Here is a 13728-nt window from a genome sequence, read left to right as displayed (position 1 = left end):
CCCACTGATGAACGCAACCATTTGTGGGTTTATTAAAGCGCGTTAGTATTACCACGCGGTTAAGGTACCGAAATCCGCGAGATTTTTTTGAGAGATTGCTAACCATAGCAACGCCAACGGGCGGATCGCCTCAAAGTTGCGAAGCCAAGCGCGGCACGATCGGGAGGTAAGGCGTGTCGAACAGTTCTTCGCGCTCGAAACGGCTGCCCGTTTTCGTCAGCCGCACCAGGCGACACTCATTCTCGGAGATCATCAAGGGGGCGATCATCGAACCGCCGGAAACAAGTTGATCGGTGTAGAACCGCGGCATGGAGTTGAACGCGGCGGTGACCAGAATGCGGTCGAACGTCCCCTCGCCTTGCAGACCGGCGCTACCGTCGGCCTGTCGAATGATGACGTTTCGAAGCCCGAGCGAGTCGACACGGCGCTGCGCATTCGTCGTCAGCGTCTTGTAGCGGTCTATCGTCAGGACGCGTTCGGCCATGCGGGCCATGACGGCGGACATGAAACCACTACCAGTGCCGACCTCAAGTACACGTTGCCCCGGCTTGATCTTCAGATGGTGGAGGATCCTCACTGCGAGATCGACACCCTCGAGGAAGGAGCCGCATTCGATCGGGATCGTGCGGCTCGAATAGGCCTGCTCGGCAAACTGAGGCGGCACGAACAGCGACCGCGGCGTCTGCTCGACCGCAGTCAGCAGGTCCAGATCGGATACGCCCTCGGCTCGCAGCCTCAAGACGAGCGCCGCAAAACCTTCCTTCTCCACCAGCCGTGCCGTCAAAGCAATTTACTCCGTACCCGAAAGCGCCCGCGCCACGCGGTCCTGTACGGAATAATCAGTCAGATCCAGTTTCAAAGGAGTTACCGAAACCTTGCGATGCTTCAGAGCGTGAATATCTGTACCGGCGACGAAGGCACCCGCACGCTCTCCAAACCTGAGCCAATAGTAGGGAAAGCCGCGTCCGTCAGAACGCGCATCGACCTGCAGGTTGAAAGCAAGCTTGCCTTGCGCCGTGACTTCCACGCCCTCGACCTCTTCAGGCCGACAATTCGGAAAGTTCAGGTTCAGGAACGTGCCCTCTGGCAGGTCGAGCGATATCAGCTTGTCGAGAAGTGCCGGCGCGTGCGCCTCGCAGACCTCCCACGGGACGGCCCTTGCGCCGTCTTGGTGCAGATAGGCCTGGCTCAATGCAAAGGAGCGGACGCCCTGCATGGTGCCTTCGATGGCGCCGGCGATAGTGCCGGAATAGGTGACATCATCGGCAACGTTCGATCCCGAATTGACGCCTGAGAGCACGAGATCCGGCTTGACGTCCATGACCTGCCTGATGCCCATGATAACGCAATCGGTCGGCGTTCCGCGCAGCGCGAAATGCTTGTCGGAAATCTTGCGCAGCCGCAACGGCTCTGAAAGACTCAACGAATGTGCAAGGCCACTCTGGTCCGTCTCCGGCGCGACAATCCAGACATCATCTGAGAGCGTCCGCGCAATCCGTTCCAGCGCCGCGAGGCCTTCTGCATGAATGCCGTCGTCGTTGGTGAGCAGAATGCGCATCGGCTCAGGCCGCCCGTTCGATCTTCTTCAAACCACCCATATATGGCAGCAGGACTTCAGGGATAGTCACAGAGCCGTCCTCGTTCAGGTAGTTCTCCAGAACCGCGATCAGGCAGCGGCCAACGGCGGTGCCCGAACCGTTCAGCGTGTGGACGAACTTCGTCGCCTTGTCTTCTTTACCGCGATAGCGCGCATTCATGCGACGCGCCTGGAAATCGCCGCAAACCGAGCAGGACGAGATCTCACGATAAGTGTTCTGGCCCGGCAGCCAAACCTCAAGGTCGTAGGTCTTGCGCGCGCCAAAGCCGATGTCGCCGGTGCAGAGCGTCATCGTACGGAAATGCAGGCCGAGGCGCTTCAACACCTCCTCAGCGCAGGCTGTCATGCGCTCATGCTCGGCAAGCGAGCTCTCGGCATCGGTGATCGAGACGAGTTCACACTTCCAGAACTGATGCTGGCGCAGCATGCCACGCGTGTCGCGACCGGCAGACCCCGCCTCCGAACGAAAAGACGGCGTCAACGCAGTGAAGCGTAGCGGTAGCTTCTCCTGATCGAGGATTTCGCCCGAGACAAGATTGGTCAGTGTCACTTCCGCGGTCGGGATCAACCAACGACCGTCCGTCGTCTTGAACAAATCCTCCGCAAACTTCGGCAACTGCCCGGTACCGAACATAGCATCATCGCGAACCATCAGCGGCGAGCTGACTTCGGAATAGCCGTGCTCGCTCGTATGCAGGTCGATCATGAACTGACCGAGTGCCCGCTCGAGCCGCGCAAGCGGACCAGTGAGCACCGTAAAGCGCGATCCGGAGAGCTTGGCGGCCCGCTCAAAATCCATGTAGCCAAGCGCTTCACCGATCTCGAAGTGTTCCTTGGGCGTGTGGTTCCAGCGAGGCTTTTCGCCGACGACGCGGGCAACGGCATTGTCGTGCTCGTCCTTGCCGACCGGCACGTCGTCATGTGGGACGTTCGGAATGCGCGACAGCGCGTCATTCAGTTCGTCCGTCGCCTGGCGTTCGTCCTCTTCAGCGGTCGGAAGCAACACTTTCAGGTCAGCCACTTCCGCCTTCAGTTTTTCGGCAAGCTCGCTGTTCTTCTGCGCCATCGCCGCACCAATTTCCTTGGATGCAGTATTGCGGCGGGACAACAGGTCCTGGACCTTTTGAACGGCCGAGCGGCGCTTTTCATCGAGCGCAACCAGACTTTCGGACAAAGGCTCGGCACCACGCTTGGCAAGTGCCGCATCGAGCGCTTCGGGATTCTCACGGATCCATTTGATATCGAGCATCGTCGTTCCAGGTCGTTGTAGAAAAGATAAGCCGGCCAAAGCCCTGATAGGCCTCGACCGGATACTTGGAAGCGTTCATTGAGGGAGAGTGGTCAGACGTTGTCCGTCTTGGCAACGTCCGTGGTTCCTTCAGCCTCTTCGACCGCCTCGCGGGCACGCTGGCGCTCCACGAGTCGCGCCGCGTAGATGGAAATCTCGTAGAGAAGGATGGTCGGCAGTGCAAGGCCGATCTGTGACATCGGATCGGGTGGCGTCAGCACCGCTGCAACGATAAAGGCAAGCACAATCGCGAACTTGCGCTTCTCAGCCAACCAATCCGACGTCAGCAATCCGACACGCGCCAGCAGCGTCGTGATAACCGGAAGCTGGAAGACCAGGCCGAACGAGAAGACCAGTGTCATGATCAGGCTGAGGTACTCGGAGACCTTCGGAAGCAGGGAGATCGCGACATCGCCCTCGCCCGGGGCCTGCTGCATGGTCAGAAAGAACCACATGACCATCGGCGTGAAGAAGAAATAGACAAGCGAAGCGCCCATCAAGAACAGGATAGGCGACGCGATCAGAAACGGCAGGAAGGCGGCGCGCTCGTTTTTGTAGAGGCCAGGCGCGACGAACTTGTAAATCTGTGCGGCGATAATCGGAAAGGCGATCACCAGGCCGCCGAACATAGCAACCTTCACCTGCGTGAAGAAGAATTCCTGCGGCGCGGTGTAAATGAGCTGCGCCTTGGAAACGTCCAGCTTCGCCCAGACCACCGCCCATTTGTAGGGATAGACCAAGACGTTGAAGAGGTGCTTGGCGAATATAAAGCAGACAATGAACGCAACGAAAAACGCACCGATCGACCAGATCAGCCGCGTACGCAGCTCCATGAGATGTTCAATCAGTGGCTGCGGCTTGTCTTCGATTTCACCGCTCATGCGTCGTCCTTCTTCTTCTTTGCTGCCGTCTTCTTCGGAGCGGCTGTGGCGGCAACTACCGCAGGCTTCTTGGCGACAGCTGTCTTCGTCGAAGCCCGCTTAGGCTTCTCGACAGCGGTAGCGACCGGTGCAGGAGCGGTCTCAGCCTTGGCGCGCGGCTTGCGGACTGCCTTAGGCTTCTCCTGAACTGCCGCAGTTTCCACATTTGCTACAGCAGCAGGCACCGGCGTGACGACAGGCGGCGTCTCTGGCAGGCTCATCGACGGCTCAGGCACCGATACAGCAGCCGGCGGAACCTCGGTCTTGTTCTCGACCGTCGTCGCCTTTTGCAGGTCAGCCTTGATTTCATTTCCCATCTGGCGAAGCGGGTTCATTGCTTCGCGCAAACTGTTGACGGGGTTCAGCTTCTGCGCATCCGTCAGCGTCTGGCGGACTTCGTCCAGGTCCGCCTCGCGCAAGGCCTCGTCGAACTGAGCACGAAACTCACCGGCAACCTTGCGGGCGCGTTGAGTCATCTTGCCAAACGCACGCAGCATCGGCGGCAAGTCCTTGGGACCAACCACCACGATCAATACGACCGCGATGACAAGCAGCTCGGTCCAGCCAATATCGAACATTCAAGGCTCCTGAACGGGAAACGTGGGGGCTACGTTGCCCGGAAGTGGATTACTTCGTTTCGTCGGCCTTGTGATCGACGGTCTTGGCAGTCGTGGACTCAGGCGCGTCTTCGTCGTTCATGCCCTTCTTGAAGCTCTTGATGCCCTTTGCGACATCACCCATCAGCTCCGGAATCTTGCCACGACCGAACAACAACAGCACGATGACCAGAACGATCAGCCAGTGCCACATGCTAAAAGAACCCATTACGCTAACTCCCTGTTGCGATGTTTCCAGATGTAAGAGCTTCCTACACCAATTCCAACATCAAAGTTCCCCTTGGATTGTCGCTTAATGTCACGGTATCGCCCTCTGTGACAAGAGATTACACATTCGAAAAACCGTGATCGGCATTGTTTTCGCGACACGTGGCGGAACCACGACAAATCCGATCAGTCTTCGGACCCGCCACCCGGCGCAAGCAGGCCGAGTTCCTCGAGATCGAGTTGCGTTAAGGGATCTTCGTCCTCGGTCAACTCGTCGTTCATCATAGGCGATGGTACATTGAAATTGGCCGGTATGCGACCGGAGAGCAGTCCCGCTCCCTTCAATTCTTCCAACCCCGGCAGGTCGCGCAGTTCTTCCAAGCCGAAATGATCGAGGAAATCCCGGGTGGTGCCGAGCGTGACCGGGCGGCCCGGCGTCCGCCTGCGACCGCGGAACCGAACCCAACCTGCCTCCATCAGCACATCGAGCGTGCCGCGAGACGTTTGTACGCCTCGGATGTCCTCGATCTCGGCGCGCGTCACCGGCTGGTGATAGGCGATGATCGCCAAGACTTCTAGGGCTGCGCGCGACAGCTTCTTCGCTTCGTTCTCGTCCCGCCTGATGACGAAAGAAAGGTCGGCGGCCGTTCTAAACGCCCAGGCATCATCTACCTGGACGAGGTTGACGCCGCGATGGGCGTATTGCTCCTTCAGGCGCAACATGATGGCGCGGACGTTGAAGGCGCGAGGCAAGCGATCCGCAATGAAGCTTTCGGACACGGGCTGGGCAGACGCAAAAACCAGCGCCTCGGCAATGCGCTCCGCCTCGCTCTCCGCACGAACCTCGTCGTCTGAATCTTCCGTCATGGCGCTATCGATGCGTTCGTCTTCCAGATCGGTCACGCCGGTCGCTCCTGTTCAACGACCTGCAGCGTCGCATGCTTCGGGCCTCGCCGCATGTAGAGGGGCTGGAAGGCTCCATCTTGGCGGATTTCAAGTTTACCTTCGCGGACAAGTTCGAGGGAGGCTGCAAAGGCACTGGCAATCGCCGTGACCCTGTCTTCCGGCGACGCCGTGTAACGCAAGAGATAAGATTCGAGAGCTGTCCAGTCGCCGATCTCGCCGATGATGCGCGTCAGAAGCTCGCGGGCGTCCGTCAGCGACCAGACATTGCGTCGAGCGATCGTCACCTGCGTCACTGCCTGACGCTGCCTGAGCGACGCATAGGCCGTCAGCAAATCGTAGAGGCTCGCATCATATGCCGACTGATGTCTATCGGGGATGTGCTCCGGCGCGCCGCGAGCGAAGATATCCCGCCCAAGACGGTTGCGGTTGACGAGACCGCTCGCGGCCTCGCGCATCGCCTCGAGGCGCTTCAGGCGGAAAGCGAGCGTCGCCGCCATCTCCTCGCCGGAAGGTCCGTCATCCTTAGCCTGTTGCGGGATCAGCAGGCGTGATTTCAAATAGGCAAGCCAAGCGGCCATCACCAGATAGTCGGCAGCAAGCTCTATCCGTATCCGCCGTGCGCTTTCGATGAACTGCAGATATTGCTCAGCCAGCGCAAGAACGGAGATGCGGGACAGATCGACCTTCTGATTGCGGGCGAGATAGAGCAAGAGGTCGAGGGGACCTTCGAAGCCGGCGACGTCGATCAACAGCGCGGGATCGGAGCTCGCGCGCTCGGCGCCGTTCTCCTGCCACAGCTTGTCCATCGGCGTTGCCGCCGTCTGTAGCCGTTCCGTGCCCTTGGTTGTCGTCACCCTGCCTTGCTCCTATGGCGATCAGACTGTTGCAAACATCGCATCGAATTCGGCGCGGAGCGAAGCCTCCTCGGCCTTGTCCGCCGTTGGGAAGCCCTTCAGCACCGCTTCTGCGCGCGACAGCGACTGGCCCCGCAAGACCGGTACATTTTCAACAACCTGTTCCATTTCGTCCATGTGGCCATTGCAATGCAGCACGATATCACATCCGCCAGCGATGATGTTGGCGGCGCGCTCACCGATCGTACCGGCCAGCGCGTTCATCGACGTATCATCGGAAAGCAGCAGCCCTTTGAAGCCGATATATTCGCGAATAATGCCGTCGATGACTTTACGAGAGGTAGTTGCCGGACGCTCAGAGTCGATGGTCGCGAAGACAACATGACACGTCATCGCCATCAATTCGTCCTTCATGGCAATGAAGGGCGGGAAATCGTGCGCCTCGAGTTCCGCGCGCGAAACCGTGACAACCGGCAGTTCATGATGGGAATCGGCAAAGCCGCGACCGTGGCCCGGCATGTGCTTCATCACAGGCAGAAGGCCGCCGGCTTTCAAACCTTCGGCCGCCGCACGCCCCATGGCCGTCACCGTTGCAGGATCGTCGCCGTAGGCACGGTTGCCGATCACGTTGCTGCTGCCTTCCACCGGAACGTCCAGCACCGGAAGGCAGTCCACGTTGATGCCAAGGCTCGATAAATCGAAGGCATGCAGTCGCGACATCAGCCACGCGGCGCGAAGGCCCTTTTCTCTGTCCTGCCGATAGATATCGCCAAGCTGTTGCCCCGAGGGATAATGCTGGAAGATCGGCGGACGGATGCGCTGGACGCGTCCGCCTTCCTGGTCGATCAGGACAGGCGCGTGCCGACCAACAGCATCGCGCATCTCCGCGACGAGGTCGCCGATCTGCCGCGGCTCGGAAATATTGCGCCCAAACAGAATGAAACCCCAGGGACGCGCGGCGCTGAAAAACGCCTTTTCTTCGGGAGTGAGAGAAAGGCCGCTACAGCCAAGGATCATCGCTTTTGATTCGGTCATACCCGAATCATAGAGGTGCCGGGCGGAAATACGAGCCGCGTCAACCGGCATTCACAAAAAAAGCGGCGGACCGGAGGCCGCCGCTTTCCTTGAATGCTTGCAGAAGCTTACTTCGAGATAAGGCAGCTGCCGCCTGCGGCGCGGTATTTTTCGCAGATCGCCGCGGCTTCGTCCTTGGAGCCTGCCGGGATGCGAACGCGGTAGAAGGTGCCCTTGCCCGCAATATCCGCCTTGCGGATCTCGTAGCTGCGACCGGCAAGCACGCTTGCAAACTTCTTCGAAAGGCTCGCGTAGGACTTCTTCGCCTCGTCCTCCGAAGGAAGCGATGCGATCTGGACTCCATAGCCTCCAGCGGCAGCCATCGGTTGGGCCTGGGTCGCCGCCGGAGAAACAGCGGCAACCTCCTTCGGCTTTTGTGCCGCAGGCGCAGCGGGCGCCTCAGCAGGTGCCTGAACCGCATTTGCCGCTGCCGGGCGTGTTGCCGGAGCCGGCGCGGCGTCGCTAACCGTCGAGCTCTTCACAGCGCGGACTGGCGGATCGACGTTCGCGGGAGTGGCGGCGGCCGCCTTGGCCAGTGCGTTCTCGGAGGGTGCCTGCGCCGGCGTCGGCTTGGCTTCTTCAACCGGTGTTGAACGGATGTCGGCCGAGGCGACCTGGCCCGATGCAGGGAAATTCGCAGCAGTGCCGCCAGCCGGCTTTGATCCAGCCGTGACCTTCTGCGTCTGAACCGGCGTTGCCTTGGGCAGCGTCGGAGCCGCTTCCGGAGTGGGTTCGTCGCGGGCAACCAGAGTGCCGTCCGGTCGGACGATCATGGTGCGGACCTTGCGAGCGGAAACCGAAGGCGCCTGGTTGGCATTATCAGCTTCGTCAGCCGCGGCCGCATCCTGACTGGGCAACAGACGCGGATCCTGGGTGTCGCCGACAGGTGTTGCCATTGGCGGCGCGATATCGCTGTCGTTGTCTTCAGGCAGCGTTTCCGGGGTCAACGTGCGCTGCACGACGTCCACCGGCTGCTCGTCGCTGGATACCAGCGCCTTCTGCTTTGGCGCTTCGGCAGCGGCACCGCCAACGCTATCATAAACGGCCTTGTCCTGGTTTGGCACCGTCTTGCCGCCAGGATTGTCCGGCACGACCTTAACGGGATCCTTGTCCGCTGTGATCACACGCGGCTCGCCGGAGGCGATACCGAGGCCTCCATCACGGGCGAGGAACGTGTAACCTGCATATGCGACGCCGCCGAAGACGACGATCGCGGCAGCCGCAGCCAGCATACGCTTCATCGAGCGGGCGCGGCTCATATCCTCAGCTTCACTTGCCGACTGAATCTGCACCTGGGAAATGTTCTCGCGGCGCTGGACCGGTTCATTGACGCTCCGGCGGAAATCTTCTTCCAAGGCGCGCTCAAACTCGTCCAGGCTTTGCAACGGAACCTGCTTGGCGCCTGCCGCCGCTGGCGCAGCGGCCGGCGCGACAGAGATCGGCGCACGGGTCCGCCATGATGCCTCGACGGCCGGCTTCGCAGGCGTTTCTGCCGGCTTGGCGGGGGCGAGAAGGTTGGCGATTTCAGCGTCGACATCGAAATCGAAGTCGGAGGTCGCTACGACCGGTTCCGGCTGTTCGACGGGCGGCAGCACCGGCACGTGCATTTCTTCGACGGCTTCCGGATGATATTCCGCATCCGAGATCATCGATGGATCGAACGGAAGGTCATCTCCGGCATCGGCCGAGAACGCAGGAGCCACGGGCGCCTTCGTGACGAACGCTGCCTCCGCCGAAGCCTGACTGATCGGCGCGGCAGCAACGATGGGAGCTGGCGCCGGCTGGAAAGCGGGCACCGGGGCGACCGGCTGCGGTTTAGCTTCCTGGATATGCTGCGCCGGAACTCTCGGCGCCTCGACCTGCGGCTGCGCCTTTACCGGCTCAGCAAAATCAAAATCGGCCAGTTCCAGTTCGATGCCTTCGAGATCAAGCTCAAAGTCATGGCCGGCGAAAGGATCGTCACCTTCCGGTTCGGCTTTGGCCGCAGGAGCGGGCACAAGCTGCTCGACTGACTTCGGCAATGGTGCCACTACGGGCGCGGCTGCGCGAGCCGGCTCTGGCGAGGTCGGCATCTCCGCGACATCAGCCGCAGGCGCGGTCTGGCGCTCGGTAACGGGGTAATGAGACACATCGGCAAGGAGTTCATCGATATCGAAGGTAATATCGTCGATCTCCACCGGCGCGGCTTCGGTTAGCGCGGCGTCAGCTTGAACAGCGCCATCATCCTTCGCGGCGGCAGCCAGGTCGAAGGCGCTATGATCGATGAGAGATTCAACGACCGGCGCTTCCTGGCGCATCTCAGACGCATCGGGTTCTTCGTGGCGATCGATTTCAGCGGGGAAACCCGCGGCAACAGGCACGTCGAAAGCAGCAACGCTCTCCGACGTAACAATGACCGGCTCAGGCGCGGGAGCAGCGACGGGAGCGACCGACGCAGATGAAGCCTCATCGCGGCGTGCCGGGTGGAAGTTCGCGATCGGCAACCGAATGCTGGCGGCAGACCACTGCGGAGCCTTGACAGGCGTAACGGGCGCTGCCGGAGCAGGCGCCGCGCCGATTGACATCTCGAGCTCTTCAATCAGATCACGAGCGCCACCGGCGACCGGTTCACCCTCACGAGCGAGCGATGCCCAAGCGGCAGAGGTCAGGTTGGAAGCCACGTCAAAAGGCTGACGAACGAGCGGTTCGCCGGCAACCTCAGGCTCAACGACGAATTCGGGTTCAGAGGGTTCAGACATGGCAACCGCCGGAACATCCGCCTCGACCGGAGCCTCATAGGCAACCGCCTGCTCCAAGACGGGCTCAGGCAGACGATCGAAGGAAGCCGCGGACTGAGGTTCGTCGTAGCGCTCGAACTCGCGCAACAATTCATCTTCGAGATTGAACGCCGGCTCCTGTCGGGGGGTGTCTTCGACAGTATTTGCTGCTACCCGCGGCTCAAAGCCAACGATGCGAGCAAGTTCCGCCAAAGGATCGTCGTCGGCAAAGAGGTCCGTATTCTTACGCGTGTCATACGCCCGCTGTTTGTCTGCCATACTCATCCCACTCGCAACTGCTAAGGTTTATGCCAGAGCATTGTGGGTAAATGGTGACGCTACCGCATCTCATCCGGCGCAGCGGTACCCGCAATGGCAAGTCCCGACTTCAAAACCGACGCAACGGCGTACACCAGCCCTAATCTGGCTATACTCGATTCTCGGTTCTTATCGTTAATAAATCGTAAGTCTACTTGATCCTTACCTTTATTCCAGTGCGCATGGAAAGAACTTGCCAGATCGTAGAGATAAAATACGACGCGGTGAGGCTCCTGCGACTGTGCCGCTGACTCGACCAAGCGTGGAAACTCAGCGGCCTTCGCAACCAGCTGCAATTCCGCGGGATCCGAGATGCCCGCCACCGCTTTCGCGAGGTCGGCGGGGGTGACGTCGAGGTCCGGAAACGCCTCCTTCGCCTGTCGGAAAACAGACATGCAACGCGCATGCGCATACTGCACGTAGAACACCGGATTATCCTTCGACTGCTCCGTTACTTTGGCGAAATCGAAGTCCAGCGGCTCGGAGCTTTTCCGGTACAGCATCATGAAGCGAACCGAATCGCGACCGACCTCTTCGACAACGTCGCGCAACGTCACGAAGTCGCCCGAGCGCTTCGACATCTTCACTGGCTCGCCATTGCGGAACAGCTTCACGAGCTGGCAAAGAAGAACGGTCAGCTTTGCCTTACCTTCGGAAACGCCCCTGGCCACCGCTTCCAGGCGCTTGACGTAGCCGCCGTGGTCGGCGCCGAGAACATAGATCATCTCGTTGAAACCACGGTCGAATTTGTTCTTGAAGTAGGCAACGTCGGCGGCGAAATAGGTGTAGGAGCCATCCGACTTGATTAGCGGCCGGTCCATATCATCGCCGACTTCCGTCGAGCGGAACAGCGTCTGCTCACGGTCTTCCCAGTCCTCGGGCAACTGGCCTTTAGGCGGCGGCAGCGTGCCCTTGTAGACGTGCCCCTTGAATGTCAGATCGTTGATTGCGGTGCGGATCGCCGCAGCGCCGTGCGCATGCAGCGTGCGCTCCGAGAAGAACACGTCGTGATGCACGTTCAACGCGTCCAGATCCTCACGGATCATCGCCATCATTGCGTCGATCGTGCGATCCTTGACAATTGGCATCCACTGATCGTCGGGCATGTTGTGCAGCTTGACGCCGTAGTCGCGAGCCAGTGACTCACCAACGGGCACCAGGTAATCGCCAGGATATAGGCCGGGCGGAATCTCGCCGATGTTCTCGCCGAGAGCTTCGCGATAGCGCAGGAAGACAGACCTCGCCAATACGTCGATCTGCGAGCCCGCGTCATTGATGTAGTATTCCTTGACGACCTCGAAACCGGCAAAGGAAAGCAGGTTGGCCAGCGCGTCGCCGACGACGGCGCCGCGGCAATGGCCGACATGCATGGGACCGGTCGGGTTTGCCGACACATATTCGACGTTGACGCGTTTGCCGGCGCCAATCGGGGAGCGACCGTAGTCCGTACCGGCCTCAATCATCGAGGCAAGCAGGCGCTGCCAGTAGCCAACTGAAAGCCTGATATTGATGAAGCCTGGGCCAGCCACCGAGACATCAGCAACATCGACGTCTTCTTTCAACTTCTCAGCGATGACCTCCGCCAGAGCGCGCGGATTGGTGCCGAGCGGCTTTGCCAGCACCATGGCGGCGTTGGTCGCGACATCCCCGTGGCTCGGGTCGCGCGGCGGCTCGATCGCGATGCGGCCGAAATCCACCTCGGATCGCTTCTCCTTGACCAGATCGATCTGTTCAAGGGCGGTTTTAATCCTGGTGTCGAAATCGGTAAAAAGGTTCATCGCAATCTTCCATGCATAGGCTTTGCCACAAGGCATTTGTCCGGTCTTGGCCGGGCGACCGCTGCCTATCGCAAATCCGGAGTGTGGTCAAACAATCGCCTGTGGGCGCTGATCGCATAGGTGTCGGTCATCCCCGCCAGATAGTCACCGACATGACGCGCCCTCGCCGCTTCGGCAAGACCCGCGATATGATCCACCCAATAGTGGCTCTGCATCTCCTTCGGATTGGCCATATAGGCCCCGAAGAGATCGGTCACGATCTGCGCGGCCCCGGCGCGGATGCGCATGATCTCGGGGTGCCTGTAGATGCGCTTGAAAAGCATCGCCTTGATCTGCCGGTCTGTCTCGGACATTTCGTCGGAGAATGTCGCGATCACGCGATCGGCCTGACGAACATCCATTGCGCTTTGCGGCCTGATCTCCGCAAGACCTTGTTGAGCGACGGAAATGACGTCCTCGACCATCCGTGTGATCTGGCGGCGCATGATCTCGTGGGTAAAGCGGCTGGCCTCGAGATTTGGATAGCGTTCCCATACTTCTGCCATCAGACCCGCCAGAAACGGGATCTCCTCCAGCATATCGAAGGTCAGATAGCCGGAGCGAAGCCCGTCGTCGATGTCATGCGTGTTGTAGGCAATATCGTCAGCGATTGCCGCGACCTGCGCTTCAAGGCTTGCATAGGTATCCAATTCCAGGTCGTGGATCTCGCAATAATCCAGGATCGGCTGCGGAACCGGCCCACGCGTGCCGGCGCCGTCCTTGGTCAGAAGCGGGCCATTATGCTTGACGAGCCCTTCCAGGCTTTCCCATGTCAGATTGATGCCATCGAAGTCGGCATAGCGCCGTTCCAGCTTGGTGACGATACGCAGCGACTGGGCGTTGTGATCGAATCCGCCGTAGGGCAACAGAACCTCGTGCAGCGCGTCCTCGCCTGTATGGCCAAAAGGCGTGTGGCCGAAATCATGGACGAGCGCCACACCCTCTGCGAGGTCTTCGTCCAACCTGAGTGCTCTGGCAAGGGCGCGGGCAACTTGCGCAACCTCGATGGTGTGTGTCAGGCGGGTGCGGTAGTGATCGCCATCCTGGGCGATGAACACCTGCGTCTTGTGCTTCAGCCGGCGAAATGCCGTCGTGTGAACAATGCGGTCACGGTCACGCTGAAAATCCGAACGGGTGGGGCTGAGGTCCTCGGGATAGAGCCTCCCGCGCGTCGACCAAGGATCGGCCGCATACGCCGCTCTGTCACTGTTGCCGTATCCCAAAGCCTGCCTGTCGATCGTCATTCGTCACCGTTACCCGATATGCAGCCGCCCATTGACGCCGCCTTGCGCTCTTCATACCTATAGAGAACATAAACGGCAAAGCGATGCTTTCGCAGTCATTTTGTCGGAACCTGCGCTTTCGTGCTATAGA

12 protein-coding genes are annotated in these 13728 nt (G+C 60.1%); all 12 read right to left on the bottom strand.

What is annotated here, in order from left to right:
- Positions 1–130: 130 nt before the first annotated feature.
- A complete protein-coding gene (locus NBG89_RS06310) occupies positions 131–784 on the bottom strand; it encodes a protein-L-isoaspartate(D-aspartate) O-methyltransferase (RefSeq protein ID WP_431322121.1) in 654 nt (217 codons plus the stop codon).
- A gap of 6 nt (positions 785–790) precedes the next feature.
- On the bottom strand, positions 791–1558 hold the full coding sequence (gene surE, locus NBG89_RS06305) for a 5'/3'-nucleotidase SurE (protein WP_431322120.1): 768 nt from the start codon (positions 1556–1558) through the stop codon (positions 791–793).
- 4 nt (positions 1559–1562) lie between these two features.
- Positions 1563–2846: a serine--tRNA ligase gene (serS, locus tag NBG89_RS06300; RefSeq protein WP_431322119.1), complete on the bottom strand. Its 1284-nt coding sequence runs from the start codon at positions 2844–2846 to the stop codon at positions 1563–1565.
- 92 nt (positions 2847–2938) lie between these two features.
- Positions 2939–3766 carry a twin-arginine translocase subunit TatC gene (tatC, locus tag NBG89_RS06295; protein ID WP_088694840.1) on the bottom strand — a complete coding sequence of 276 codons (828 nt, stop codon included), beginning with the start codon at positions 3764–3766 and terminating at the stop codon, positions 2939–2941.
- Positions 3763–4383 (bottom strand): Sec-independent protein translocase protein TatB, encoded by a 621-nt coding sequence (gene tatB, locus NBG89_RS06290; protein ID WP_431322118.1) that lies wholly within the window; start codon positions 4381–4383, stop codon positions 3763–3765. Before tatB ends, tatC begins: the two co-directional genes overlap by 4 nt.
- Positions 4384–4432: 49 nt before the next feature.
- Positions 4433–4630, bottom strand: a complete 198-nt coding sequence (locus NBG89_RS06285) for a twin-arginine translocase TatA/TatE family subunit (protein WP_007532194.1) — start codon at positions 4628–4630, stop codon at positions 4433–4435.
- 185 nt (positions 4631–4815) lie between these two features.
- Positions 4816–5496: an SMC-Scp complex subunit ScpB gene (gene scpB / locus NBG89_RS06280; protein ID WP_431322619.1), complete on the bottom strand. Its 681-nt coding sequence runs from the start codon at positions 5494–5496 to the stop codon at positions 4816–4818.
- A 32-nt stretch (positions 5497–5528) separates the two neighbouring features.
- A complete protein-coding gene (locus NBG89_RS06275) occupies positions 5529–6389 on the bottom strand; it encodes a segregation and condensation protein A (protein WP_431322117.1) in 861 nt (286 codons plus the stop codon).
- Positions 6390–6410: 21 nt separating this feature from the next.
- Complete coding sequence (gene nagZ / locus NBG89_RS06270) at positions 6411–7475, bottom strand: beta-N-acetylhexosaminidase (RefSeq protein ID WP_431322116.1); 1065 nt, start codon at positions 7473–7475, stop codon at positions 6411–6413.
- 56 nt (positions 7476–7531) lie between these two features.
- Positions 7532–10498 (bottom strand): SPOR domain-containing protein, encoded by a 2967-nt coding sequence (locus tag NBG89_RS06265; protein WP_431322115.1) that lies wholly within the window; start codon positions 10496–10498, stop codon positions 7532–7534.
- A gap of 59 nt (positions 10499–10557) precedes the next feature.
- On the bottom strand, positions 10558–12315 hold the full coding sequence (argS, locus tag NBG89_RS06260) for an arginine--tRNA ligase (RefSeq protein ID WP_431322114.1): 1758 nt from the start codon (positions 12313–12315) through the stop codon (positions 10558–10560).
- 65 nt (positions 12316–12380) lie between these two features.
- Positions 12381–13598 (bottom strand): deoxyguanosinetriphosphate triphosphohydrolase, encoded by a 1218-nt coding sequence (locus NBG89_RS06255; protein ID WP_431322113.1) that lies wholly within the window; start codon positions 13596–13598, stop codon positions 12381–12383.
- Between the last annotated feature and the right edge of the window lie 130 nt (positions 13599–13728).

Origin of the sequence: Rhizobium sp. YTU87027, assembly GCF_050644135.1 — a bacterium.
Classification (GTDB): Bacteria; Pseudomonadota; Alphaproteobacteria; order Rhizobiales; family Rhizobiaceae; genus Rhizobium.
The sequence above is the reverse complement of the archived record's forward strand: the minus strand, read 5'-3'. Positions and strand labels throughout refer to the sequence as shown.

Excerpts from the sequence above, each read along its gene's own strand:
- tatB (WP_431322118.1), bottom strand. The coding sequence starts at position 4,383 with ATGTTCGATATTGGCTGGACCGAGCTGCTTGTCATCGCGGTCGTATTG.
- argS (WP_431322114.1), bottom strand. The coding sequence starts at position 12,315 with ATGAACCTTTTTACCGATTTCGACACCAGGATTAAAACCGCCCTTGAA.
- tatC (WP_088694840.1), bottom strand. The coding sequence starts at position 3,766 with ATGAGCGGTGAAATCGAAGACAAGCCGCAGCCACTGATTGAACATCTC.
- NBG89_RS06255 (WP_431322113.1), bottom strand. The coding sequence starts at position 13,598 with ATGACGATCGACAGGCAGGCTTTGGGATACGGCAACAGTGACAGAGCG.
- serS (WP_431322119.1), bottom strand. The coding sequence starts at position 2,846 with ATGCTCGATATCAAATGGATCCGTGAGAATCCCGAAGCGCTCGATGCG.
- scpB (WP_431322619.1), bottom strand. The coding sequence starts at position 5,496 with ATGACGGAAGATTCAGACGACGAGGTTCGTGCGGAGAGCGAGGCGGAG.
- nagZ (WP_431322116.1), bottom strand. The coding sequence starts at position 7,475 with ATGCCGGTTGACGCGGCTCGTATTTCCGCCCGGCACCTCTATGATTCG.
- NBG89_RS06265 (WP_431322115.1), bottom strand. The coding sequence starts at position 10,498 with ATGGCAGACAAACAGCGGGCGTATGACACGCGTAAGAATACGGACCTC.
- NBG89_RS06285 (WP_007532194.1), bottom strand. The coding sequence starts at position 4,630 with ATGGGTTCTTTTAGCATGTGGCACTGGCTGATCGTTCTGGTCATCGTG.
- surE (WP_431322120.1), bottom strand. The coding sequence starts at position 1,558 with ATGCGCATTCTGCTCACCAACGACGACGGCATTCATGCAGAAGGCCTC.